Genomic DNA, 24,740 nt, shown 5'->3' with positions numbered 1-24,740 from the left:
TCGAAATCGCAAAGGCTCGACCCAAGGGCTCGAGACCAATGCAGGCCACCCTTTGGCCACAAACGTTGAGGAGAACTCTTATGGGTCTAATGCGAGGCGCTGACGCGATCTTGGACACCCTCGAAGCGGGCGGCACTGAGCTGCTTGTCGGCTACATCGGCCACACCACGCAGGAGCTGGCCGATGCGGCGAGTGAACGCAAGGGAATGCGCACGATCAACCCGGCCACCGAGTTGGGCGGAGCACACCTCATCAACGGCTACAACTACATCACCGGCCGCGCCTCAGCAGCGGGTCTTTGGCACACCTGCGGGACTCTGATGATCACGTCCGGGCTGTACGAGGGGTTGTACTCACGCATCCCATCGGTGCACCTGGGCTTCAATGTGGACGGTGGGTTCCAGGGCCGTGACTCCATGCAGGAGATGCCCAACGTCGACGCGCTGAAGCCGCTGACCAGGCACGCCGCTCGCGTGGAGCGTCCGGAGAAGCTACCGGAAGCGATCAACCGCGCCATCCAGCGTGCGCACGGCACCCCCGCAGGTCCCACCTTTGTCGACATCCCGTTCGATCTGACGGTCGATGTGGCCGAGATGGAGATCCCGACCGGATGGCCCGCGACAGTCAATCGCGCCGGCGCAGACCCCGAGCTCGTCCGGGCTGCAGCGAGCCTGCTCCTCAGTGCCGAGCGTCCTGTACTCATCGTGGGTGGCGGCGCTGTCACCTCGCAGGCTGACGCCGAGGTGCTGGAGCTGGCTGAGCTCGCAGGGGTCGCGGTAACGACGACATTCACTTCGCAGGGCATCGTGCCCGAGACCCATCCTCTCTCGCTCGGCTCAAGCGGTCCCATTGGTTGGCCGTGTGCGAACGACGCTATCGCCGAGGCCGATGTGGTGATCGCGATCGGCACGCGCATGTCGGAGTGGGGCTACGGACGCTCCTACACCGCAGCTTTGCCGGGCAGGCTGGTGCACATCGACACCGACGCCAACCAGATCGGCGCCTTCTACTTCCCGGAACTCGGGATCGTCGGTGACGCTCGGACCGTACTCCGACAACTGATTGAGGCGGTACGCCAGGACGCGAGCTTCGTCCCCTCGCCCTACAACGAGCGGCCGAACTACCAGCGGCTAGCTGAGTCGAAGGAGAAGTGGGCCACTGAGCGCCGCGAACGCGCGGCGGTCACCGACTCTCCGACCAGCCCGTGGCGGGTTGTTTCCGCGATCGAGTCGGCTCTGGGGCCTGACGACTATCTCGTCTCGGACTCGGGGAACAACACCGGCTGGATGTTCCAGGGCACCACGGCCAACCGCTCGAGGCGGCTGACGGCGAGCTTCGGAGCCGGCGTGCTCGGTCCGGGGCTTCCGATGGCCCTCGGAGTCAAGCTGGCGCGTCCGGACTCGAACGTCGTGGTCGGCGTTGGCGACGGCGGCTTCGGCTACTCCCACAATGAGATCGCCTTGGCGCTGCGCGAGAACATCCCGGTCACGGTCGTGGTGTTCAACGACGGGGCTCTCGGAGCCAATAAGGGATTCATGGAGTATCTCTACGGCAAGCCGTCTTGGACTGACCTCAATAACCCCGACTTCGTCGCTCTCGCGCGGGCGTACGGCGCGGATGGTGAGCGGGTCGAAGATGCCGGCGATCTGGATGCCGCGCTCAAGCGCGGCGTTGGGTCCGGCACGTTGTACGTCATCGACGTTCCGATCGGCGAGGAGTTCGAATACCCGGCAACCGGTCCTGGCGGCAAGGTCAAGTGGCCGCCGCGCCAATGGCCCGGCGACGTGATCGGCACCCGCGTGCCTGGCCGCTTTGCGGACGACAGGGCCTGAGGCTCAGGAGGATTGATCATGCAAGGCCTAGATCGCCCGCTCGCTGGGGTTACGGTCGTCGACCTCACCGTGAACATTGCGGGACCGTCGGCGACCCTGATCCTCGCAGACCTCGGCGCCCGAGTGCTCAAGGTCGAGCCACCGGGTGGCGACGTCTCGCGGACGTGGTCGCCTCAGGACACTGACGGGTTTTCAAGTGTCTTCTCGGCGTTCAACCGAGGTAAGGAGTCGATCGTCCTCGACGCCAAGAGCGTGGAGGGCCAGCGGCTCCTGCATGAGTTGGTGAAGCACGCCGATGTCTTCATCGAGAGCATGCGCCCAGGAAAGGCTGATGCCCTCGGCTTGGGCTGGGACGCTCTGAGGGAGATCAACGAACGTCTGATCTACTGCAGCGTGAACGCCTTCGGCAACGTGGGTCCCCTTGCCGGCGTCGCAGGCTTCGATGCGGTGGTCCAGGCCTACTCGGGCCTGATGGATCTCACTGGCCACCCGGGGGGCGACCCCGCCCGGGTGGGGGGCGCCGTTGTTGACGTCGGGGCTGGAACGTGGGCGGCGCTCGAGATTCTCGCGGCGCTCCTGCAGCGGCAGCAGGACGGAAAGGGGGCCCGAGTCCAGTCGACCATGCTGGGGACAGCAATCAGCTACATGCTGCACCATCTGGTCTCCACGCGTCTCGGCGTAGAGCCGACGCGGCTGGGTTCGGCCCAGCACAACTTCGCGCCGTATCAAGCCATCCGAACCTCTGACCGACTGGTCATGGTGGGCGTCAATAGCGATGCGATGTGGAAACGAGCCGCACTGGCCCTCGGTGTGCCTGAACTCGCAGACGACGATCGTTTTCGTGACAACGTGATCCGTAACGCCAACCGGGTTGAGCTGATCGCTGAGATCGAGCGGGCGCTCGAGATGGTTCCGGCGGAGAGGGTGGTCGACCGTTTGGCTGCTGCCGGTGTCCCCGCCGCGGTGGTCCGGCCGATCGGTGCGCTCATCGACGACCCTCAGCTAGATGCCATGGGCATGTGGGGGACCACCTCAACTGGGACCGTGTTGCCACGGACCCCGGCCGCTGACCCTGACCTGCCGGTCGGCGATGTGCCGTATGCGGGCGAGCACACCGTAGCGATTCTGAGCGAGTTCGGGATCGAAGGGGACGAACTGAGCCACCTGATGAACGCTTTCGTCGTCGAGCAGCATGGGCTCGGCGCAATGGACAAGGAGCTCACATGACCAGCGTGCTCGAAGAACCGCGGCTGACGAACCCGTATAGCGGCTTGGCGAGCTACCAGTTGTACATCGGCGGCGCGTGGGTCGATGCCCGATCGGGGAAGTCGTTCACTTCGACGAACCCGACCACAGGGTTGCCCTGGGCTGAGGTCGCTGAAGGCGGAGCCGACGACATCGATGCAGCGGTCAAGGCTGCGCGCGCTGCCTTCGAGAACGGCTGGCGCGAGACGAGCGCCGCGCAGCGGGCAGCCCTGCTGCGTCGGCTTGCGGACGTGCTGTCCAGGGAGGACGTTGTTCAGCGATTGGCGGTCCACGAGCTGCTGGACACAGGGAAGGTGATCCGAGAGACCATCGGGCTAGCACGAGCGTTCAGCGGATGGTGCTACTACTACGCCGGCCTGGCGGAGAGCTTTGGGGGCAGTACCAACACAGTGCCCATGGATGAGACCTTCACCTACACGGTTCCCGGGCCACTGGGTGTCGTGGGGGCCATCACCCCTTGGAACTCTCCGATTTTCCTCATGCTCTGGAAGCTCTGCCCGGCCCTGGCGGCAGGGAACACGATCGTGATCAAGCCGTCCGAGGTTGCGCCGGTCTCCACGCTTGAGTTCGCTCGCGTCCTGGAAGAAGTCGGATTCCCGCCCGGCGTTGTCAACGTCGTCTCCGGCGGCCGGGACGCCGGTGCCGCCCTAGCCTCGCATCCCGATGTCGACAAGGTTGCCTTCACGGGTTCGACCGCCACGGGGCGGAGCGTCATGCACGCAGCTGCCGACAATCTTACGCGTGTCTCTCTCGAGCTTGGAGGCAAGTCACCGAACATCGTCTTTGGAGATGCCGATCTGGACCTGGCGGTCAACGGCATCCTGTCGGGGGGCTTTGCGGCCGGTGGCCAGATGTGCACGGCCGGATCGAGGGTGCTGCTCGATGAATCCGTGTACGACGAGGTCATCGACCGGCTGGTTGCGCGTGTCCGGGCGATCAAGATCGGGGACCCGTTCGATTGGGGCTCCGAGATGGGCGCCCTGACCTGGGCCGACCAGTACGCCAGTGTGCTTCGAAGGATCGAGACGGCTCAGGAGCAGGGAGCTCGGCTCGTCACGGGTGGCGGGCGGCCCGATCCAGCGCCAACTCCTCGGGGCTTCTATGTGGCTCCTACCGTTCTGGTGGACGTTCGGCCCACGATGGAGCTCGCCAGGGAGGAGATCTTCGGGCCGGTGGTCGGGATCGTCCCATTCAAGACGGAAGCTGAGGCCATCTCCATCGCAAACGACACCCCCTACGGCTTGGCCGCGGCTGTGTGGACAACGAACCTCGGAAGGACGCAGCGCATGGTCAAAGCAGTGCGCGCTGGCACGGTGTGGGTCAACTGCTATAGGCGCGTCTCCTATGCCGCGCCTTTTGGCGGCGTCAAGACGAGCGGGCTCGGCCACGAAAACGGCATCGAGGTCATGCGCGAGTACACAGAGACGAAGACCGTCTGGATCGACACCAACGCGGACGCGAGGGACCCGTTCCGATTGGCCTGACTCGTCAGGTTCTCGGAGTCGGCTGAATATTGGTGTGCCTCCCACTGTGGCCACGCCGCCATCCGCGAATTGAGGACCGAAATTGGGACTAACCCAAGATCGCCGCCCGCTGGCTCGATGTGCTTGACACTGCGCAGGTCGGGTTCCTAGAATCATCAGTACGCTGATGACCATGTGTGAGAAAACACTAATGAGACGAAGGCGAATGGCATGAGAACTACGGAAATTTCGCAGGGTCTGAAGGTATCGAACCTTTGCATCGGGGCCGGACCCCTTGGGGGGATGCCGACCGCATTCGGTTACGATGTCAGCGAAGAGCGAGGCATTGCGACCGTACAGGCTGTGTTCGATTCGCCTATCAACTTCATGGACACGTCTAGCGAGTACGGGGACAGCGAAGTCCGCATCGGCAAGGTTATCCGCGAGGGCCGCATGCCCAAGGGATTCGTAATTGCCACTAAGGCAGATGCCGAGGGTGATGGCACAGCACGCCGCGGTGACTTCTCGGCCAAGCAGGTTCGCGCCTCCTTTGAACTGAGCTTGGAACGGTTAGGACTCACGCATATCGACGTCTATTTCCTGCATGACCCAGAGAAGTTTCCGTTTGAGCATGTGATGGCACGCGGTGGTGCAATGGAGGAACTGCTCCGACTCAAGGATGAAGGCTTGGTCGGTCTCGTCGGCGTTGCCGGCGGCGACGTGGTCGAAATGGCGCGGTATGTGGATACGGGCAATCTTGACATCTTGCTCAACTACGGCCGCTACACGCTTCTCGACCGGTCGGCGGACTCGTTGATTGACAAGGCTTCAGATGCAGGCATGGCCTTCCTAAACGCTGGCCCATACGCGAGCGGGCTTCTTGCGGCTCCCCGTGGAGGCAGCGCTTGGTACCAATACGCGCCGCCGAATGCGGATGCTTTGCAGGCCGTGGACCAACTGCATGAGTTGTGCGAGTCGTTCGACGTCAGTCTTCGCTCCGTCGCGCTTCAGTTTTCGATGCGCGACCCGCGCATCACCTCCACGGTTGTCGGCTTGTCGCGACCAGAGCGTGTCCGAGCGCTCCTAGATGACGCAGCGGCCGAAATCCCGGCGGAGTTGTGGGATCAGCTCCCCGCGCCCCTCAACTTGCCTTGGAACTCCTTAGCTTGATCGCTGCGCATGAGACCACTGTGGCCGGAATCGGCGACATGGTTCATCGTGTCGGAAGCAACCAGGAGGAGCGATCAGCTCCTCCTGGAACCGTCGTTGATTGAGCAATCGATTGATGAGGGCGCCCCGTCTGAAAGCGCCACCGCGGGGACAGACGCGTACTGCCGTTGAAGAGATCTCGATCGATTATGCGACAATTCCCTAAAGTCGAGAAGATCATGACAATGCTCGGGTCGGCCGACAGGGATTCTGAGACATTCGCCTCCTCGCATGAGTTTCGCATTGACCGGACGCGTGGCCAGCTCGTGATTTTTGGTGTGGGCATCCACTGCTATGCCGAAGGTGCCCTCCTTGGTGGGTGGTTTGGAACCGTCGCAAGTCCCAGACACCCAGCCCGGCGGGGCATCTTCGCGTTACGGCAGGCAGGGCCGAAGTTTCCCATCGGTGGATCGTCCTGAGGCTGCACAATCTCCATCGGAAACTGCTCAGTTTGCTGATAGATTCTTTGCCAAGCTAGCTCCAGCGGAAATGAGTGCCAATGTCAAAGACACCAGTTGGAAAGTCCGCCGCCCAAGACCTTGAGTGGCGAATCTTCGCCCTGGAGGCGGAGCGCGATTGCCACGAGTTGCTAACCCTTTACGGGCTCTACGCCGACTTCGGTTTGGCAGACGAGTGGGTGGGCATCTTTACAGAGGACGCAGTCATGGAGTTCAACTACTTCGACGACTCCGCGTACCTCGACGAGAAGCTTAATCCTCTAGTCGATGACCCAACGACCGTTGGTTGGCCGGAGAAGTTCGGCCGCTTCGTGGGCCACGAGGAGCTTTACGAGGCCGCTACCGAGCCACGCCACAAGAGACTGGTCGGCCGATGCCAACACCAGACCGGCGGCCAGCCTTCGGTGTTCCGGTTGTTGGACGATGAAACTGCGCTCATCATCAGTGACGCGATCATCTACTCCCGGGCCGTGGGCAACTACGCCCCCGAGGTTGCCTATCAGAATCACAGCCTGAACAGGTGGGTGTTCCGCCGTGTCGACGGTCGGTGGCGCATCTCTGAGAACATCCGCAAGGTGATGGGCAGCGATGGGGGCCGAGAACTTCTGGCCGGTATTTGAGGAGTCCTCACACCGGTTCGGTGTGGGGCCGGTGATCCGGTTGACATCCGCAAGTACGGCCGAAGCGCCCACGATGATCCCCCGGCCTGGGTGACCACGTGAAGGCCGCCGATGGGGATAATGACCCTGCCGAAGGGGCCCTTCCGCGACTCCTAGGCGTTGCGGCTCATGAGTTGGTGTCACCCGGCCGTAGGTCGTGAGGGAGGTCAGCTCCCTCGACCAGGACATCCGTTGCCGATCCGAAGGACTTGCCCGGTCGCGGCGGGCTTTCACCGTGAGCACCGCGTCATAGTCGGAACCGCACGTGCTCATGTGAAGGGGTCAGCTTGGCCCGTTTTGTGAGTGAGGCCCCGGCCCGCAACCCCCTCACGACGACGGGGTCAGTCCTACCGTCTAGAAGCTGCGCACCGCGCGGTGATTCGCTCGAGGTCTTCTGGAGGGCGTTCGGCTGTGATCACCGGGGTGCTGCTCGTCGTGGTCACGGCAGCGAGCAGCGCGTTGAGTCCGCGGATGCCGGAGTAGCCGAACGCGGGATCTCGGTAGGGATGACCCTGGACCTCGATAATGGTGTCGTTGATATGAGCAACGCATGCCCACGATCGCCCATGTCCGGATCGGTCCAGGCGGCGGTCAGCCCGAGCAGTCGGGTGCGTGCGGCCAGCGCGATCAGGAACAGCGACTTGCGAGTCGAGCTGCCGGACGTGGCCGATGGGTTGGCCGACTCAGAGGACCGGAGCCGGCGTTGGTGACCCGGTGGGCAGATAGACGGACTTGATCGATCGATATTCTTCGAGTCCTTCTGGTCCGAGTGCGCGTCCGAGGCCACTGGCCTTTACTCCGCCGAGCGGAGCGGCAAGGTCGGCCGGTGTCCCGTTGATGCTCACCGACCCGGTCTGGAACTGTCGGGCGATGTTGACGGCACGGTCCGGATCAGCGGACCACACCGAACCCCCGAGGCCGTACTCGGAGTCATTGGCTAGTTCGACCGCTTCGTCGATGTCGCCATAAGGAATCACACACAACACGGGGCCGAAGATCTCCTCCCGCGCCACGATCGACCCGTTGTCGACATCGGCCAAGATCGTCGGCTCGACGTACCAACCACGGTCGAGCCCTACGGGGCGTCCGCCGCCGGTCGTCACACGTGCACCTTCTGCGATCCCCGCGTTGATGTATCGCTCAACCCGGTCGCGGTGGGTCGAGCTCACCATTGGCCCGACCTCTGTCTTCGCCTCGAACGGATCACCGACGATCTGTGACGAGACCAGTTCCGTGATGTCATCGACGTAGGCCGCGTAGCGACTCCGTGGCACGAAGATGCGAGTGCTGATCCAGCAGGTCTGTCCGCTGTTCAGCATGGTGTTGTAGAGGAACTGGTCCCGGAGCGTGACCAGGTCGGCGTCGTCAAGAACGATAGCGGCAGACTTCCCGCCAAGCTCGAGGATCGCAGGACGCAAGAGCTCGGCGCACCGCGCTGCAACCTTTCGTCCCCCGATGGTTGACCCGGTGAATGCGACGCGATCAACCCCCGGATGGCCGACCAGGTAGGCGCCGGTATCGCGGTCTGCAGGCAGGATGTTGACCACGCCGGCCGGTATCCCAGCGGATTCGATGCACTGTGCGAGCAGGAACGAATCCAGCACGGTTTCCGTGGCAGGTTTGAGGACGACGCTGCACCCGGCTGCCAGCGCAGGTGCGAGTTTGAGCAGAGCGCTCCCCATGGGGAAGTTCCACGGAACGATGGCGGCGACCACGCCACCGGGTTCATGTCGAATCAGGGTCCTTCGGCCCGCGGTCACTCTTGTCTCATCCTCTCCGAGCTCACGGATGAGTGCCGCGTAGTAACGCAGCAGGAGCGGCCCGGTGTTGGCCTCGGCCTGCATGCTGAGGCTGATCGGCATCCCGTTCTGTGCGGTGACCAGCTTGGCGAGCTCGGCACCACGCGTCTCCATGACGTCTGCAAGGCGCTCCATGGCGTCGGCTCGACGGGCGACCTCCCAGGAGGCCCATCCTGCCGGGTCGTCGAATGCGCTACGTGCAGCCCTCACGGCTGCATCCACATCGCGCTCGGACGCCAGGGGCACCGAGCCGATCGTCTCCTCCGTGCTGGCCGACACCACCGTGATCCTGCCGCCGGCGTGGGGAGACTTCCACTCGCCGCCATAGAAGAGGCTGTCGTGCTCAATGTTCAACTTCATTCAGTCCTTCCTCTACTCACGGAGGTGCGTCACCAAAAAGATCTGTACACGGAAGAAGCGTGTGCATGACAGTACAGGGAGCGGTAAATGGGTGTCAACGAGGGTGATCTCCGTCGCGCCGACCAGGCCCGTCGAGACGGTTGACACTGTCAATCCGCGCCCTTAGGTTGAGGCCAAGAATCATCCGTACCCTGAACAATTTCACGCAGGCGTGTCTAGGAGTCACTATGGCAAGGTTCGACGGCAAGGTGGCTTTCGTTACTGGGGCGGCGCGCGGCCAAGGCCGCGCAATCGCGGTCCGGCTTGCGAGCGAGGGCGCGGACATCATTGCTATCGATATTTGCGACGCCGTCCCCACTAACGTAGCGACTGCGGCCACGCCTGAGGACCTGGAGGAGACGGCTCGTCTCGTCGAGAAGCATGGGCGGCGTGTCTACGCTGCCCAGGCGGACGTACGGTCGTACGACGGTCTCTCTTCGGCCCTCGAGGCCGGGATCGCTCAGCTTGGGCGGCTCGACATCGTGTGCGCGAACGCGGGGGTGTGGAGCTTCGGCTTGATGCACGAGCTCAGTGAGCAGCAGTGGCGGGAAGTTATCGATGTGTGCCTCACCGGTGTTTGGCACACCTGTAAAGCGGCTGTGCCTCACTTGATTGAGCAGGGCGAAGGCGGGAGCATCATCATCACCAGCTCGGCTGCCGGGCTGGTCGGCTTCCCGAACGGCTCTCACTACGTGGCTGCCAAGCACGGGTTGATCGGCCTGATGAGGTCGATGGCGAACGAGCTGGGACAGCACTGGGTCCGTGTCAACACCGTCAACCCGGGCACCGTGAACTCGCCGCTCATCCACAACGATGCGACGACCGGGCTGCTTGCTCCGGATCTGGCGGAGCCGTCGGCCGAGGCGGTGATGGAGCGTTTCCAAGAGCGCAACCTGCTGCCGGTGCCTTGGCTCGAGCCGGATGACATCGCCTCCATGGTGGCGTTCCTCTGCTCCGACGAGGCCCGATCAATCACTGGGTCGGTCTTCTCGGTTGACCTCGGCACTGTGGTCCGAAATTAGGCGTGAATCTCGTCATCACCGGTTTCGGTCCGCGCGGGTACGCCTGCGCGGACGGGAAGTGGAACTCGACGGCCGGACTGGGCGGGTGTGGCCGGTGGCGGACCATGCTGCGACAGCGACCGCGTTCATGCGGTCGGTGCCCAAACGAGCTCGGAGTAGCGCCAGGCGCGATCAAGTGGGTCGGAGCCGATCGCACGGGCAAGCGGTCGGCGATGCGTTGGACTCAACTCGGGTGAATTGACCATTGGTGAGGTGCTGCGGCCGGTGGACCGACCGTCCTCGGGTCAGGAGTATCAAGCTATCGGCAGGCGCCGGGGGCGAGCCGTCGGTGACCGGGCTGGGTTCCAGCCCCGTGGAGGTCTCACCCCGTTTGACGAGAGGAATGGCCTGCGGTACGGTCCTCAGTATACAGAGTAAATGAGCGACGGCATCGTGCGCCGAGACCCCTCAGACGGCGAACCGATCGACTGGCTCAATTCGCCGAACGCCGACGAGACAACACTGATCCAACGGGAGCTTAGAGCATGACTAATGCTAGTGATGAAGAGGCCTACACCAGGCTCGCCGCTGAGGGTGCGGCACCGTTGTGGCGATATTACGGAAGCCTCTTCCTCCCCGAGCCGAAGCCGACCGCCGTTCCGATCGTCTGGCACTACAAGGCGCTCCGGGAGGTGGCGATGCACTTCGCCGAGAGTCTTTCGATCGAAGACGCTGCACGCAGAGTTCTGATGCTGGTGAACCCGGGACTCCAGGATCCGCCGGCGACCGTGAATACCCTGTTTTCAGGCATTCAGATCCTGCTGCCGGGGGAGCAAGCGCCTGCGCATCGCCACACGGCTAACGCATTCCGCTTCGTGATCGAAGGTAGCGGTGTCTACACGACGGTCGACGGTGAACGCCTGTACATGAATCCCGGAGACCTGCTGCTCACCGCCGGCTGGAAGTGGCATGACCACTTTCATCCCGGCGATAATCCCATGTTGTGGCTCGACGGTCTCGACTACCCGCTGGTCAACCTCCTCGAAGCCGGCTTCTACGAGCAAGGCGCAGACAGGTTTCAGAAGTCCGTCGTTCCCGACGGGATCTCGACGCGTCAGTTCATCCACGGCCGCCTCAACCCGGTTTGGCTCAACTCTCAGGAGCGTCACTCCCCCCTCGGTAGCTATCCCTGGGTCGAGACCGAGCGCGCGCTTGCCGCTATCGGTGATGACGCAGACGGCTGCGAGCACGACGGCGTGTCGCTCGAGTACACCAACCCTCTCGATGGGGGATCGGTCCTTCCGACTATCGGGTGCCGGGTCCAGCGGCTCAGGCCAGGCTTTGTCGGGCGTCCCCGCCGCCAGACCTCTAGTGTGATCTGCCATGTCGTTCGTGGCAGCGGCTCGACTGAGGTTGGTGGGAAGACGCTCGAGTGGCAAGAAAAGGATGTCTTCGTCATTCCGGGTTGGCTGGCCTACCAGCACAGGAATGGCTCTCGGGATGAGGACGCTGTGCTGTTCACCAGTTCGAACGAGCCTGTGATGAAGGCCCTGAACCTCTATCGCGAGGAGGCAGTTTGATTTCTCAGGCGTCGGGGGTTCGCCCCAGCACATTGACAACCTGCACTACGGACTAAGGAGAACTCTAATGCGTGTGGCTACATTGGGCGACGGTCGCGTCGGGGTCGTGGAGGGCAGCAAGGTCTATCCTCTTCCCGGCTTCGAAGGTTCGAAGGCTGGGCAGATCAGTGCAATGCGGCGACTCATCGAAGTGATGGATGCGGGGGAGTGGGGCTTCACGGGTCCGAAGAGCGATCCTCTCTCCCTCGATCAGGTGTCCTTCCTCCCTCCGGTCCCCGACCCCGGCAAGATCCTCGCCGCGCCGGTCAACTACATCGATCACCAGATCGAGATGAACGAGGACGTGCAGGTCTCGGGCCTGGGCTTGTTCCTCAAGTCCCCATCTTCGATTGTCGGCCACGGGGGTGAGGTCGAGCTCCCCTATACGGATCGTCGATTCGACTTCGAGGGGGAGGTCGCGGTCGTCATCGGGCGTCGCGCCCGAAAGGTGAGCGCTGCTGACGCCCTCGAGCATGTCTTCGGCTTCACGCCCCTCATGGACATGACGATGCGCGGCAGTGAGGATCGTTCCACGCGTAAGTCGTTCGAGACATTCACCCCGATGGGCCCATGGATCGTCACGCTTGATGAGGTCGATCAGATCGGGAACCTCGACTTCACTTGCCGCGTCAATGACCAGGTCAGGCAGGATGCGAACACGTCAGATCTCATTTGGGGTTTCGCGGAGCTCGTGGCCTATGCCTCGTCGATAACAACCCTCAACCCAGGCGACATCATCACCTCGGGGACGCCTGCAGGGGTTGGTCCGGTGGTCGACGGTGACGTCATAAAGCTCGACGTGCAGGGTGTCGAGGCGGCGCTCACCGTCAAGGTGACTTCGCGGCATGCCGTGCTTTGTCCGACCACTGGCGGCGCGTCCGGCAGCGGGCTGTGAAAAGCGCCTGATTTGCTTTCCTGTAGTCGGATCGTCACAGGGTTGCGCAGACATCGGAACCCCGATATGGGACATCGGGCCAGGGGATTCAATCGTGTCGATTGCGGGTCGGTAGAAGCGCTGTTAGCCGAGGGGCGTGCAGTCGTGCGTTACGGCGACATTGACGTGGTGGTCGTCCGCACTGGCAAAGCACTGTTCGCTTTCGAAGACCGGTGTCCGCACTTGGGTCGTCCTATGACCCAGGCCCTCGTCACGGGCAAGTGTGTTGTTTGCCACCGACATGGTCAGCGATTTGATCTGGTTTCGGGGAACAGGGTCGGAAATGGACGTGGTCCGCAATCGCAGTTGCGTGTCTTTGTGGCAGAGATCGAGGATGGTCGGCTGTGGCTCTCCACGCCAAATCAGCCGATGACTGGTGCGGCGAGACCTCCAGCGGGGAAGCAGGATGGCGGGATCCGCAAGGGGTCAGTCCGCCCGGATCGTGACAGTCGATGATTATCGTCAACGTCACGACGAGCGTGCCCCCCGGTTCGATCGGAATGCGTCGAGCTGCCTGCGGACCTTGGAAGCTTGTGGAGTCGGTGCCCTCGGAGTTCGACGGGTTGCTTGCGATCCGAGACGGATACGTTGTCGGGGCATACCGTATTCTCAGCCGGTCGACAGCGAGCGGCGATCAAATCGTGTTCCGGCTTGAAGAGTCGTCACGCCTTGCGTTCCTGCTTGGACGGCCGGGGCGTCCCTCCTGGAGCCGAGGAGACCGCGACGCAGTGTCCGTAGATACGCCGTCGCTGATCGTGCCGGGGCGCGGAGTCGATGAACTGACTGCTGCCCGGTGGCGTCGCCGTGGGCGCGCTCGAGGATCTGTTGGGGGCTCCTACCGACCGAGAGCACGTGACTACGATCGTCCGCGCGCAGCCGGCATGAATCTCGGGGATTCGGGCGGGACCAGATGAGCTCGCAACCAAGACTCAGTCAACGGGAGTTCACTGCAGCGCCGTGCAACTGCCTACATTCGACGACTCAACTCGGGTTCTCGTCTGACCGGGGAGCGTCCGGGATGCGCCTTCGGACGTGTCCATCTTCGCTTCTAGCCTAGGCACATGCTTTCGCCGGAAGATGTCCTCACCCCGCTGGTCTCATCGGCAATCGCGAGCGCCCAGCACCTCGACGCCATCAATCGCTTCCGCGGGGTCTGATGACCCCCATCACCTAGGAGTCGCTGTGCGAATCGGAATCCCCCAGGAGTCGAAGGCCGGCGAGATGTTGGTGGCTGCCACAGGCGCCACCGTGGGTCTGCTGCGCAAGCTGGGGTACGAGGTGGTGGTCGAGGCGGGTGCGGGTGCTGCTTCGGACCAGCCCGATGAGGTGTACGCCGCCGCTGAGGCGAGGGTCGGTGGTGCCGAGGAGGTGTGGTCCAGCGACGTGGTGGTGAAGGTCAACGCGCCCACGCCGGAGGAGATCGGACGGTTGCGGCGGGGTGCGGTGGTGGTCTCGATGATGGCGCCGGCGCGCAGTCCGGAGCTGGTCGAGGCGTTGGTGGCTGCGGGTGTGACGGCGTTGGCGATGGATGCGGTGCCGCGGATCTCGCGGGCGCAGTCGATGGATGTGTTGTCCTCGATGGCGAACGTCGCGGGCTACCGGGCGGTGGTCGAGGGTGCGTATGCGTTCGGGCGGCAGTTCACCGGTCAGGTGACCGCGGCGGGCAAGGTCCCGCCGGCGCGGGTCTTCGTGGTGGGCGCCGGTGTCGCGGGTCTGGCGGCGTTGGGTGCTGCGGGCAGCATGGGCGCGATCGTGCGGGCTTTCGACGTGCGTCCGGAGGTGGCCGAGCAGGTCGAGTCGATGGGGGCCCAGTTCGTCACGGTCGACATGGAGTCGGAGGTCTCCTCCGACGGCTACGCCAAGGAGATGACCGCCGAGCAGGTGGCCGCGACGGCGGCGATGTACGACGAGGAGGCCCGCGGGGCCGACATCGTCATCACCACGGCGCTGATCCCGGGTCGCCCGGCTCCCAAGCTGATCACCGCCGGGACGATCGCGGCGATGCGGACCGGCTCGGTGATCATCGACATGGCGGCGGCCAACGGCGGCAACACCGAGCTGACCCGCACCGATGAGGTCGTGGTGACCGACAACGGCGTCACGATCATCGGCTACACCGACCTGGCGGGCCGGCTGCCGGCGCAGACCTCGCAGCTCTACGGCACGAACATCGTCAACCTGCTGAAGTTGATGACCCCCGAGAAGGACGGCGTGCTGGCGCTGGACCTCGACGACGTCGTGGTCCGCGGCATCACGGTCGCCCACGAGGGCGCCTCGATGTGGCCGCCGCCGGCAGTGAAGGTCTCCGCGGCGCCGGCGCCGGTGGCCGCGGCGGAGCCCGTCGTACCCAAGCCACCGCCGGACCCACGACGCACGGTGTACGCCGCCGGGATCGCGGCGGTGCTGTTCATCCTGGTCGCGACGTTCTCGCCGCCGGAGTTCCTGGGCCACTTCACGGTCTTCGTGCTCGCGGTCTTCGTGGGCTACTACGTTATCTCGAACGTCGCCCACGCCCTGCACACCCCGCTGATGAGCGAGACCAACGCGATCTCCGGGATCATCCTGGTCGGCGGGATCCTACAGGTCGGCTCGACCAACCCTGCCATCGCGATCATGGCCACCCTCGCGGTGCTGGTCGCCTCGATCAACATCTTCGGTGGGTTCCTGGTCACGCTCCGCATGCTGCAGATGTTCAGGAAGGACTGAGACCATGTCCGACTTCCTGACCTGGGACCACCTCGACGGCCTGATCGCCGGCCTCTACATCGTCGCCGGGGTGCTGTTCATCGCCGCGCTCGCCGGCCTGTCCAAGCACGAGAGCGCGAAGAGCGGCAACATCGCCGGCATGGCCGGCATGGGCCTGGCCCTGGTGGCCACCCTGCTCAAGGCCTCGCAGAACGCCGAGCTCGACCCCTACGACGACCTCCGGGGCGTCGGAGTCACGCTGCTGATCGTCCTGCTCACGATGAGCGTGGGCGGCTCGATCGGCGCCTGGCGGGCCCGCACCGTCGAGATGACCGGGATGCCCGAGCTCGTCGCGATGCTGCACAGCTTCGTCGGCCTGGCCGCGGTGCTGGTCGGCTACAACTCGTTCCTCGACCCCAACGCCCCCACTGTCGGCGCCGAGGCCACCATCCACGACGTCGAGGTTTTCATCGGGGTCTTCATCGGCGCGGTGACCTTCACCGGCTCGATCGTGGCCAACCTCAAGCTCTCCGGGAGGATGAAGTCCTCGCCCGTCGTGCTCCCGCACCGGCACCTGCTGAACCTGTGCGTGATCCTCGGCTCCGTGGCCCTGCTCTTCTGGTTCACCTCCTTCGACGGCTACGCGGCCGACCACGCGGCGCTCATCCCGCTGCTGGGGATGACCGCCCTGGCGCTCTTCCTCGGCTTCCACCTGGTCGCCGCCATCGGCGGTGGCGACATGCCGGTCGTGGTCTCGATGCTCAACAGCTACTCCGGCTGGGCCGCGGCCGCCGCCGGCTTCCTGCTCGACAACGACCTGCTGATCATCACCGGCTCCCTGGTCGGCTCCTCGGGTGCGATCCTCAGCTACATCATGTGCAAGGCGATGAACCGCTCGTTCATCTCGGTGATCGCCGGCGGCTTCGGCTCCGACGGTGCCGTGTCGGGTGAGGTACGCGACTACGGCGAGCACCGCGAGATCCAGGCCGACGGCGCCGGCGACCTCCTCGCGAACGCCTCCTCGGTCGTCATCACCCCCGGCTACGGCATGGCCGTCGCGCAGGCGCAGTACCCCGTCGCCGAGCTGACCGCCAAGCTCCGCGCCCGCGGGATCGACGTCCGGTTCGGGATCCACCCGGTCGCCGGGCGCCTGCCCGGGCACATGAACGTGCTGCTCGCCGAGGCGAAGGTCCCCTACGACATCGTCCTGGAGATGGACGAGATCAACGACGACCTCGCTGACGTCGACGTCGTCCTGGTCATCGGGGCCAACGACACCGTCAACCCCGCCGCCCTCGACGAGCCCGGCAGCCCGATCGCCGGCATGCCCGTCATCGAGGTCTGGAAGGCCCACGACGTCATCGTCTTCAAGCGCTCCATGGCTACCGGCTACGCCGGTGTCCAGAACCCGCTCTTCTTCAAGGACAACACCCAGATGCTCTTCGGCGACGCCAAGGACAAGGTCGAGGAGATCATCCGCAACCTCTCCACCTGAGCGTTCCTCTATCCGGACAAGTCGAGATCCAGTCGATCATGGTCACTGTTCGGCTCGGATCAGCAGCCGCCCCAACTCAGCGGGCACCCCATGATTCGGCATGCGGGCCGTGACTGAGCGGGATCTAGCAGCGACGGACAGGCCAGCGCTTCTGCACGTCGGGGCTGGTGCAGCATCGCTTTTCCCGCCTGGGCGACCAGTGGCAACTTCGTCTGAGAAGGTCGTCGGTTCGATTCCGACAGGCGGCTCCAGTTCAGTCCCTGACCTGCGTAGACGCAGTTCGAGAACCGGGATTCGGATCAGAAGCAACCGATATTCACGCTTGAATCGGGTCCGCCGGCCGGGGCGGCCCCCTTGCTCATCCGACAAGGGCCCCTTGCTCCCGCCGGCGAGGTCGGCGCTGTTCGACAGGTGGCTCCGATCGCGACCTAACCTGCGGCACCCGATGGTCAGCTACAGCGTGTCGCCCTTTGTGACTACCTCGAAGTCGGCGTGAACGACAGTGTCGCCCGTCGGGCCGATCGCCCGGTCTGCTGGCCACACGCCCCGATCGGCTGCAACACCTAGAGGCGTTGTCGAGGGCATCTCAGCTAGCGAATTGGATCGAGCAGCTCGCCGAGCCCGTCGCTTGCCTGTGCGATCAGTATGGGGAGCGAGGTCGTCGCATCCTGGAGCCAGTGCTCGTAGGCCGATAGTGCGATGGCGAGGGCCACGCGGCCGGCGAGGCTGGGCAGGAGATCGTCGGGGGTGCAGTCGAGTCTGGCCGCGACGAACTCGGCGACGACGCGTCGCCAGGCGGCGTACCGGAGTTCGGAGTGAGCGAGCAGTGCGGGTGTCTGGAGCAGGAAGCGCATCCGCCGACGGTGCTGGTCCGTCGCTGCCGGGTCCAGGCTGTTGAACTCCATGATGGCATCGCGGATCGCGGTGGCGATCGGCGTCTGGATCGGCACCTGAGCGAAGTAGTCCCGGAAGGAGCGCAGGCCGTCGTCGAACTGGCCCCACAGGATGTCGTTCTTGGAGGGGTAGTAGCGAAAGAGCGTCCGGCGACCCACGCCGACGGCGGTGGCGATGTCGTCCATGGTGGTGGCATCGAAGCCGTTCGCCTCGAAGAGGGCGAACGCCGTCTCCTCGATCGCTGCATGACTGGTCGCCGGTGGCCGGCCCAATGCCCTGCTCGGCGCGCTCGCTGTCACGGCGCGAAGTTAACAGAAATCTGAACAACTCTTCCTTTTTGGCCTTGGGTGTCGTTACTGTGGCGCGAACCACATCGGCACCTGGTGCCAGAACTTCGCGTTGCCTTCCCCATCCCCATCCCCTTCCGTAGGAGCTACGACATGAACGCAGATCCGCGAGACACCGACACCACGACCGACGAGATCGTCGCGGAGGACCTCATCGAAGAGGTCTCCATCGACGGCATGTGCGGCGTGTACTGAGCCGATGCAGACCACTACCAGCATCCTCGACGAGGCGTGGGAACTATCGCCGTCAGTGGCGCTGCGGCCGGAGCCGTTCGGGGCGCTCGCCTACCACTTCGGGACCCGGAAGCTGACGTTCCTCAAGCGCCCGGAGCTGGTGGCGTTGGTCGAAAGGCTTGCCGAACTTCCCGACGTCCGTTCCGCGCTCACTGCCGTCGGCATCGCGCCGAAGCAGCACGCGGCGTACGCCGATGCGCTGGCCGCTCTGGCCGCCACCGACATGATTCGCCTCCGCGACGCCGTCTCGAAGGAGTCCGTGGCATGACCATCGCACCCGAACGGCCGCAGACCGGCAGCCTTGTCCAGCAGTTCGAGTACGGCCTGGATGCGCCGATCTGCCTGACGTGGGAGCTGACGTACGCGTGCAACCTGGAGTGCGCGCACTGCTTGTCTTCTTCGGGCAAGCGGGATCCCCGCGAGCTGTCGACCGAGCAGTGTGAGGCGGTGATCGACGAGCTGCAGCGGATGCAGGTGTTCTACGTGAACATCGGTGGCGGCGAGCCGACGATCCGTCCGGACTTCTGGCACCTGCTCGAGTACGCGGTCGACCACCAGGTCGGGGTGAAGTTCTCGACCAACGGGGTGCGGATCACCCCTGAGCGCGCCCGCTTCCTGGCGTCGACTGACTACGTCGACGTGCAGATCTCGCTGGACGGCGCGACCGCCGAGGTCAACGACTACGTGCGCGGGCCCGGTTCGTACGACATGGCGTTGACCGCGCTGGCGAACCTGCAGGACGTCGGTTTCAAGGATGCGAAGATCTCCGTGGTCTGCACGCGGCAGAACATCGGTCAGCTCGACGAGTTCAAGGCGCTGGCCGACCGCTTCGGCGCCACGCTGCGGCTGACCCGGCTGCGTCCCTCGGGCCGCGGTGCGGACGTGTGGGACGAGCTACACCCGCTGCCGGAGCAGCAGCGCACCCTCTATGACTGGCTGATGGCTCACGGCGAGGACGTCTTGACGGGGGACTCGTTCTTCCACCTCGCGGCGTTCGGGGAGTCCCTGCCGGGGCTGAACCTGTGTGGTGCGGGTCGGGTGGTGTGCCTGATCGACCCGATCGGTGACGTCTATGCGTGCCCGTTCGCGATCCATGACAACTTCCTGGCCGGCAACCTGCTGACCGATGGCGGGTTCCAGCAGGTGTGGCAGACCTCGGAGCTGTTCGCCGAGCTCCGTTCGCCGCAGACCGGTGGCGCGTGCGCGAAGTGTGAGTTCTTCGACTCCTGTCGTGGTGGCTGCATGGCGGCGAAGTTCTTCACCGGCCTGCCGCTGGACGGACCGGACCCCGAGTGTGTGCAGGGGTACGGCGAGCAGGCCCTGGCTGGTGAGCGGGTGATCCCGGCGGCGAGCCAGGACCACTCCAAGGCGGCGCCGACGCGCAACCAGCCGGTGATGCTCACCTTGATGACCCGGCCGCCGGTCTCGGCGTGCGCTGAGAGCCCGCTCGCGGGCTTCACCCCCTGACACCGGGCTGCCGCTTGTGCCCGAGCACAGCGGCGGCCCGGTCACCACTTCGAGAAGGACCTTGCATGAAGTTCGAGAACCCGTGGAAGCAGAACCCGTGGTTCGAGTCGGTCGCGGTCGCGCAGCAGCGCGCCCGCAAACGGCTGCCGGCCCCGCTCTACGGAGCCTTGGTCGCGGGATCCGAGCGGGGGCAGACCGTCGAGGACAACGAGGAGGCGTTCCGCGAGATCCAGTTCCTGCCACTGGTCGCCGGGCAACGGGCGGAGCGGTCGATGGCCACGACCGTGATGGGGCAGGAGATCTCGCTGCCGGTGCTGATCAGCCCGACCGGTGTCCAGGCGGTGCATCCGGACGGTGAGGTCGCGGTCGCTCGTGCGGCGGCGTCGCGGGGCACGGTGATGGGGTTGTCGAACTTCGCGTCGAAGTCGGTCGAGGAGGTCGTGGCGGCGAACCCGAGCACGTTCTTCCAGATGTACTGGACCGGTGACCGTGACGTGATGACCCAACGGATGCAACGGGCTCATGCAGCCGGTGCGAAGGGTCTGATCGCCACGTTGGACTGGTCGTTCTCGATGGGCCGTGACTGGGGGAGTCCCGAGATCCCCGAGAAGATCAACCTGAAGACCATGATCCGGATGGCGCCGGCGGTGGCCACGAAGCCGCGTTGGCTGTGGCAGTTCGGCCCGCGTCACATCCCGGACCTCACCGCCCCCAACCTCGCCCCGCAGACCGCCGATGGAAGTCCGGGGAGTGCCCCGACGTTCTTCGCCGCCTACTACGAGTGGATGACCACCCCGCCCCCGTCGTGGGAGGACGTCGCGTGGATGCGTGAGCAGTGGACGCAGATCAGCGGGATGCCGTTCATGCTCAAGGGAGTCAGCCGTGTCGATGACGCGCGTCGGGCCGTCGACGCCGGCGCAGCGGCGATCTCGGTGTCCAACCACGGCGGCAACAACCTCGACGGAACCCCGGCCTCGATCCGGCTGGTGAAGCCGATCGCGGACGCCGTGGGCACCCAGCTCGAGGTCGTCATGGACGGCGGCATCAGACGCGGCTCGGACGTCGTGAAGGCGCTCGCCCTGGGCGCACGCGCGGTCATGATCGGCCGCGCCTACCTGTGGGGCCTGGCCGCCAACGGCGAGGCCGGCGTGGGGAACGTCCTGGACATCATGCGCGGCGGCATCGACTCCGCGCTGCTCGGGATGGGCCTGTCGTCGATCGACGAGCTGCACGCCGACCTGTTCCTGATCCCGCCCGACTTCCACCGATCCCTCGACGTCCCGGCTCCGCAGGTGGTGGCCACGGCATGAGGCGCGACCTGGCTGAGTCGGCGTGGCCGACGCTGCCGTCGGGGACCGTCGTGCTGGTGCCGGTCGGCTCGATCGAGCAGCACGGCCCGCACCTCCCGCTCAACACCGACACCGTCATCGCCGAGGCGGTGGCTCATGAGGTCTCGGCGCTCCTCGACAGCGATCATGTGCTGGTCGCTCCGCCGATCGCGTACGGCGCGAGCGGTGAGCACCAGATGTTCCCCGGCACCAGCTCCATCGGCACCGAGGCCCTGGTGACGGTCATCATCGAACTGACCAGGTCGCTGCGCACCTGGGCCGGTCGTGTGGTGTTCATCAACGCCCACGGCGGCAACGTGCCCGCGCTCCGACGTGCGGTCGCGCAGCTCATCGAGGAGGGACACGACGTCGCCTGGCTGCCGTGCGCGACGGAGGAGGTCGATGCGCACGCCGGCTTCACCGAGACCTCGCTGATGCTCCACCTGCGGCCCTGGGACGTCCGCCTGGACCATGCGCGGGCCGGGAACACCGCACCGCTGGCCGACCTGCTCCCCGAGCTGCTGGCATCCGGGGTCGGCGCCGTGTCGGCGAACGGCGTCCTCGGCAATCCCGCCGGCGCTTCCGCAGCGGAAGGTGAGCGGGTCCTCGGGCTGATGGCCTGCCAGATCGCCGATCAGGTGCTCCGCATGTCACGGGCACGCGCCACCCAGCCGTCATGAGGATCGCGCTCGTCACCGGTGCCGCCCGCGGCATCGGCGCCGCCACGGTTCGCCGCCTCGCCGAGGACGGCTACGCCGTCCTCGCAGTCGACTGGTGTGCGGGACCCGACGCCACGCCGTACGAGATGCCCACCAGGGACGATCTCGAGGCCGTCGTCGCACCGTTCGAGCAGGCACATGCCTACGCGGCCGACGTCCGCGACCGGGCCGCTCTCGAGGCGGCCGTCGCCGAGGCCGTCAAGCGGTGGGGCCGCCTCGACGCAGTGGTCGCCGCTGCCGCGGTCGTCTCGGGCGGGCAAGCCCTTTGGGAGACACCGGACGACCAGCTCGACCTGCTCTGGGACATCGACGCCAAGGGCGTGTGGAACACCGCCGCGGCCACCATCCCGATCATGCTCACCGGCCCCGACCCGTCCGGATGCCGGTTCATCGCCGTCGCCTCCGCATCCGGGTCCCACGGCCTGTTCCACCTCGCCGCCTACACGGCGGTCAAGCACGCCGTCGTCGGGATCGCGAAAGGTCTGGCCGCCGACCTCGTCGGCACCGGGGTCACCTCGGTCGCGGTGTCCCCGGGCGCGACCGACACCCCCATGCTGCGTGAGACCGCTGCGCTCTACGGCGACGCCACCGTCGACGACCTCGTCGCGCACCAGATGATCCGGCGAACGATCGAGCCTGAGGAGATCGCCCGCTGCATCGCCTTCTGCTGCTCACCGGCCGGCGCGGTCCTCAACGGGAGCGTCGTGCACGCCGACGGCGGATTCACCGGATGAGCAAGACGCGCCCGGTGAGCCAAGCGGGTAGGGCGCTGCCGGACGGGCACACCGTCCGGATCCGCTCCGACGTCGCCCGCGCTGGAGACGGTCAGGTCCTGGTCGGCGGATCCCCGCTGCGCGCCATCCGCCTCTCCGAGCGCGCCCGCTCACTCGTCGATGGCGACGAGGTCCGCGTCAGCGACGACGCGAGCCGTCTCCTCGCCGCGAGGCTCCTCGACGCGAACATCGCCGACCCGGTCCTCGACGACGTCGCCCCGCCGACCGAGGACCTCACCGTGGTGATCCCGCTCCGCGACCGCGCCGAGCAGCTCGACCGCTGTCTCGCCGCCCTCACCCCCCTGCGCTGCATCGTTGTCGACGATGCCTCCCACGACCGCGCCGCGGTCGCGGCTGTCGCCGCCCGCCACGGAGCCCACCTGGTGTCACTACCGGAGAACCTCGGCCCGGGCGGTGCCCGCAACGCCGGCCTTCCCTACGTGGCCACCGCGTACGTGGCGTTCGTCGACTCCGACGTCCAAGTGAGCCCCGAGACCCTCGTCCGCCTCGCCCGCCACTTCCGCGACCCGGCCGTCGCACTCGTCGGGCCGCTCGTGCGCAGCAAGTCACGCTCGGTCAGACCGAGATGGTTCGAACGCTACGACGAACACGCCTCCTCCCTCGCCCTCGGCACCCGCGCCTGCTCGGTCCGCCCCGGCGCCGCGGTCGGCTGGCTGCCCGGCGCGTGCCTGGTCGCCCGAGTATCGGCCCTCGGAGACGGATTCACCGCCTCCATGCGCGTCGGCGAGGACGTCGACCTCGTCTGGCGCCTCACCGACGCCGGACACGTCGTCCGCTACGACCCCGGCGAGACCGCCGACCACGACGCCCGCCCGACCATCCGAACGTGGCTGGGCCGCAAGTACGTCTACGGCACCGGCGGCGCCCCCCTCGCAGTCCGCTACCCGGGCTACGCGGCCCCCGCCGTGCTCCCCCCGACCATGGCCATCGGTGCCGCCGCCCTCCTCCTCCGCCGACGCTGGTCGCTGCCCGTCGCCCTCGCGACCCTCCTCTACAGCCGGCACCGACTCGCCCGCACCCTCCCCGACACCCACGACCGAGGACAGCTCGCCACCCGGCTCGCACTGCGCGGACTCGGCTGGGGCGTCCGCCAAGAATCAGGCCTCCTGCTGCGCCACTGGTGGCCCCCCGTCGCGCTCCTGGCCCTCGTGAGCTCATCGGTCCGGCGCGCCCTCGTCACCGCCGCCCTAGTCGACATCGCCGTCGAACGCTGGGAACACGGCGACCTCGACCCCGCCACCACCTTCCTCGGACGACGCATCGACGACCTCGCCTACGGCGGAGGACTCTGGATCGGCGCCCTCCGCCACCGAGACCTCGGCTGCGTCAGCGTGCGACTCACACGAGTTTGATACCTGCACCACGGCCCCCGTGCGGGAGGAGACCTTGAGCCTCCCAGCCAGACTGGTCGGGATCGCCCTCTAGTCACCCATTATTCGGTGATCCGGCGTGACTGAGCGTGAGACCGCGTTACTCATCGCGATTCGTCCGACCAGCGTTTCCGCAGGTCAGAGCCCCTTTGTCGGCGGGATCAGGCTCATGTCACAGTCAGCCACATACCTAGAGAAGGTCGCCGGTTCGATTCCGACAGGCGGCTCCATTTTCGGCCCCTGACCTGCACTGATGCGGATCGGGTGCTGTGTCGTCTGCGTGTCACGCGCTCGGCGGGAAGACGTCGGCAGTGGTGGTTGCGTAGGACCGCGTCGGCTCGATGTCCAGGAGCTGTGTTGTCGCGACGGATGATGGCTACGGTCAAGAGGCAGTAGGGCAGAGGGACCGTGCCCCCAAGAACCAGCGCTCGGCGGCGTTGCTGCGCCAGGACGCCCCACCCAAGAGCGGCGTTCCGAGGCTGGCCGACTAGGTTGATCGCCCGTGACAGCTCCCGAACCAGGTGCCCGACTGGATGGCCTTATCGCGCATCCCGAGGGCAAGCCGGAGCCGACGGGCCTTTCCCTCGCGTTGGCGGCCGTTGACGACGTCTGTGACGTCTTGGCGATCGAGATCAGCGACCTCGATGGCGATCGCGGCGGCCATGGCGCACCGGCTGCCTCGACTAGACGCCTCCTGCTGCGGAACGTCCCTGGCTTGTGCAGCCTGCTCGCGCCGCATCTAGGCCAGCTTCCGCCGGAGGACGTGGC

At 65.7% G+C, this 24,740-nt stretch carries 20 protein-coding genes; 18 read left to right on the top strand and 2 right to left on the bottom strand.

Annotated features, from left to right (window positions below):
* Positions 1 to 38: 38 nt before the first annotated feature.
* The 5 genes from EJF31_RS15475 (at position 39) to EJF31_RS15455 (ending at position 6,848) form a co-directional block, all read left to right on the top strand.
* Positions 39 to 1,832 (top strand): thiamine pyrophosphate-binding protein, encoded by a 1,794-nt coding sequence (locus EJF31_RS15475; protein ID WP_125038041.1) that lies wholly within the window; start codon positions 39 to 41, stop codon positions 1,830 to 1,832.
* A gap of 18 nt (positions 1,833 to 1,850) precedes the next feature.
* Positions 1,851 to 3,059: a CaiB/BaiF CoA-transferase family protein gene (locus tag EJF31_RS15470; protein ID WP_125038040.1), complete on the top strand. Its 1,209-nt coding sequence runs from the start codon at positions 1,851 to 1,853 to the stop codon at positions 3,057 to 3,059.
* On the top strand, positions 3,056 to 4,582 hold the full coding sequence (locus tag EJF31_RS15465; RefSeq protein WP_185736301.1) for an aldehyde dehydrogenase: 1,527 nt from the start codon (positions 3,056 to 3,058) through the stop codon (positions 4,580 to 4,582). The genes EJF31_RS15470 and EJF31_RS15465 overlap by 4 nt, the downstream gene beginning before the upstream one ends.
* Positions 4,583 to 4,792: 210 nt before the next feature.
* The gene (locus EJF31_RS15460; protein ID WP_125038039.1) at positions 4,793 to 5,731 is read left to right on the top strand and encodes an aldo/keto reductase; all 939 of its coding nucleotides are present in this window, start codon (positions 4,793 to 4,795) and stop codon (positions 5,729 to 5,731) included.
* Positions 5,732 to 6,269: 538 nt separating this feature from the next.
* Positions 6,270 to 6,848, top strand: coding sequence for a nuclear transport factor 2 family protein (locus tag EJF31_RS15455; protein WP_125038038.1), 579 nt, complete (start codon positions 6,270 to 6,272; stop codon positions 6,846 to 6,848).
* Positions 6,849 to 7,570: 722 nt separating this feature from the next.
* On the opposite strand, the gene EJF31_RS15450 is transcribed toward EJF31_RS15455, so the two are convergent.
* Complete coding sequence (locus tag EJF31_RS15450; RefSeq protein WP_125038037.1) at positions 7,571 to 9,046, bottom strand: aldehyde dehydrogenase; 1,476 nt, start codon at positions 9,044 to 9,046, stop codon at positions 7,571 to 7,573.
* A gap of 227 nt (positions 9,047 to 9,273) precedes the next feature.
* Between EJF31_RS15450 and EJF31_RS15445 the strand changes: the two genes are divergently transcribed.
* From EJF31_RS15445 to pntB, 6 genes are all read left to right on the top strand, one after another.
* Entirely contained in the window at positions 9,274 to 10,107 is an 834-nt protein-coding gene (locus tag EJF31_RS15445; RefSeq protein WP_125038036.1) for a mycofactocin-coupled SDR family oxidoreductase, read from the top strand.
* A gap of 524 nt (positions 10,108 to 10,631) precedes the next feature.
* The gene (locus EJF31_RS15440) at positions 10,632 to 11,666 is read left to right on the top strand and encodes a cupin domain-containing protein (protein WP_125038035.1); all 1,035 of its coding nucleotides are present in this window, start codon (positions 10,632 to 10,634) and stop codon (positions 11,664 to 11,666) included.
* 106 nt (positions 11,667 to 11,772) lie between these two features.
* On the top strand, positions 11,773 to 12,600 hold the full coding sequence (locus EJF31_RS15435; RefSeq protein ID WP_185736300.1) for a fumarylacetoacetate hydrolase family protein: 828 nt from the start codon (positions 11,773 to 11,775) through the stop codon (positions 12,598 to 12,600).
* A gap of 66 nt (positions 12,601 to 12,666) precedes the next feature.
* The gene (locus EJF31_RS22575; RefSeq protein ID WP_125038033.1) at positions 12,667 to 13,095 is read left to right on the top strand and encodes a Rieske 2Fe-2S domain-containing protein; all 429 of its coding nucleotides are present in this window, start codon (positions 12,667 to 12,669) and stop codon (positions 13,093 to 13,095) included.
* Between the two features lie 726 nt (positions 13,096 to 13,821).
* The gene (locus EJF31_RS15425; protein WP_125038032.1) at positions 13,822 to 15,345 is read left to right on the top strand and encodes a Re/Si-specific NAD(P)(+) transhydrogenase subunit alpha; all 1,524 of its coding nucleotides are present in this window, start codon (positions 13,822 to 13,824) and stop codon (positions 15,343 to 15,345) included.
* A gap of 4 nt (positions 15,346 to 15,349) precedes the next feature.
* Positions 15,350 to 16,819 (top strand): Re/Si-specific NAD(P)(+) transhydrogenase subunit beta, encoded by a 1,470-nt coding sequence (pntB, locus tag EJF31_RS15420; protein ID WP_125038031.1) that lies wholly within the window; start codon positions 15,350 to 15,352, stop codon positions 16,817 to 16,819.
* A 590-nt stretch (positions 16,820 to 17,409) separates the two neighbouring features.
* Here the strand turns inward: pntB and mftR are convergent.
* On the bottom strand, positions 17,410 to 18,012 hold the full coding sequence (mftR, locus tag EJF31_RS15415) for a mycofactocin system transcriptional regulator (RefSeq protein ID WP_125038030.1): 603 nt from the start codon (positions 18,010 to 18,012) through the stop codon (positions 17,410 to 17,412).
* A 141-nt stretch (positions 18,013 to 18,153) separates the two neighbouring features.
* On the opposite strand from mftR, the gene mftA reads away from it, so the two are divergent.
* The 7 genes from mftA (at position 18,154) to mftF (ending at position 23,954) form a co-directional block, all read left to right on the top strand.
* Positions 18,154 to 18,255: a mycofactocin precursor MftA gene (gene mftA / locus EJF31_RS15410; RefSeq protein WP_125038029.1), complete on the top strand. Its 102-nt coding sequence runs from the start codon at positions 18,154 to 18,156 to the stop codon at positions 18,253 to 18,255.
* A gap of 4 nt (positions 18,256 to 18,259) precedes the next feature.
* Positions 18,260 to 18,562, top strand: coding sequence for a mycofactocin biosynthesis chaperone MftB (mftB, locus tag EJF31_RS15405; RefSeq protein WP_125038028.1), 303 nt, complete (start codon positions 18,260 to 18,262; stop codon positions 18,560 to 18,562).
* Positions 18,559 to 19,761, top strand: a complete 1,203-nt coding sequence (gene mftC, locus EJF31_RS15400) for a mycofactocin radical SAM maturase (protein ID WP_125038027.1) — start codon at positions 18,559 to 18,561, stop codon at positions 19,759 to 19,761. The genes mftB and mftC overlap by 4 nt, the downstream gene beginning before the upstream one ends.
* Positions 19,762 to 19,826: 65 nt before the next feature.
* Positions 19,827 to 21,071 carry a pre-mycofactocin synthase MftD gene (gene mftD / locus EJF31_RS15395; protein WP_125038026.1) on the top strand — a complete coding sequence of 415 codons (1,245 nt, stop codon included), beginning with the start codon at positions 19,827 to 19,829 and terminating at the stop codon, positions 21,069 to 21,071.
* Positions 21,068 to 21,769 (top strand): mycofactocin biosynthesis peptidyl-dipeptidase MftE, encoded by a 702-nt coding sequence (gene mftE, locus EJF31_RS15390; protein ID WP_125038025.1) that lies wholly within the window; start codon positions 21,068 to 21,070, stop codon positions 21,767 to 21,769. The genes mftD and mftE overlap by 4 nt, the downstream gene beginning before the upstream one ends.
* Entirely contained in the window at positions 21,766 to 22,542 is a 777-nt protein-coding gene (locus EJF31_RS15385) for a mycofactocin-coupled SDR family oxidoreductase (protein ID WP_125038024.1), read from the top strand. Before mftE ends, EJF31_RS15385 begins: the two co-directional genes overlap by 4 nt.
* Positions 22,539 to 23,954, top strand: coding sequence for a mycofactocin biosynthesis glycosyltransferase MftF (gene mftF / locus EJF31_RS15380; RefSeq protein WP_125038023.1), 1,416 nt, complete (start codon positions 22,539 to 22,541; stop codon positions 23,952 to 23,954). The genes EJF31_RS15385 and mftF overlap by 4 nt, the downstream gene beginning before the upstream one ends.
* Positions 23,955 to 24,740: the final 786 nt, after the last annotated feature.

The sequence above is a fragment of the Nocardioides sp. LS1 genome (genome assembly GCF_003865225.1).
GTDB classification, from domain to species: Bacteria; Actinomycetota; Actinomycetes; order Propionibacteriales; family Nocardioidaceae; genus Nocardioides; species Nocardioides ginsengisegetis.
The sequence above is the reverse complement of the archived record's forward strand: the minus strand, read 5'-3'. Positions and strand labels throughout refer to the sequence as shown.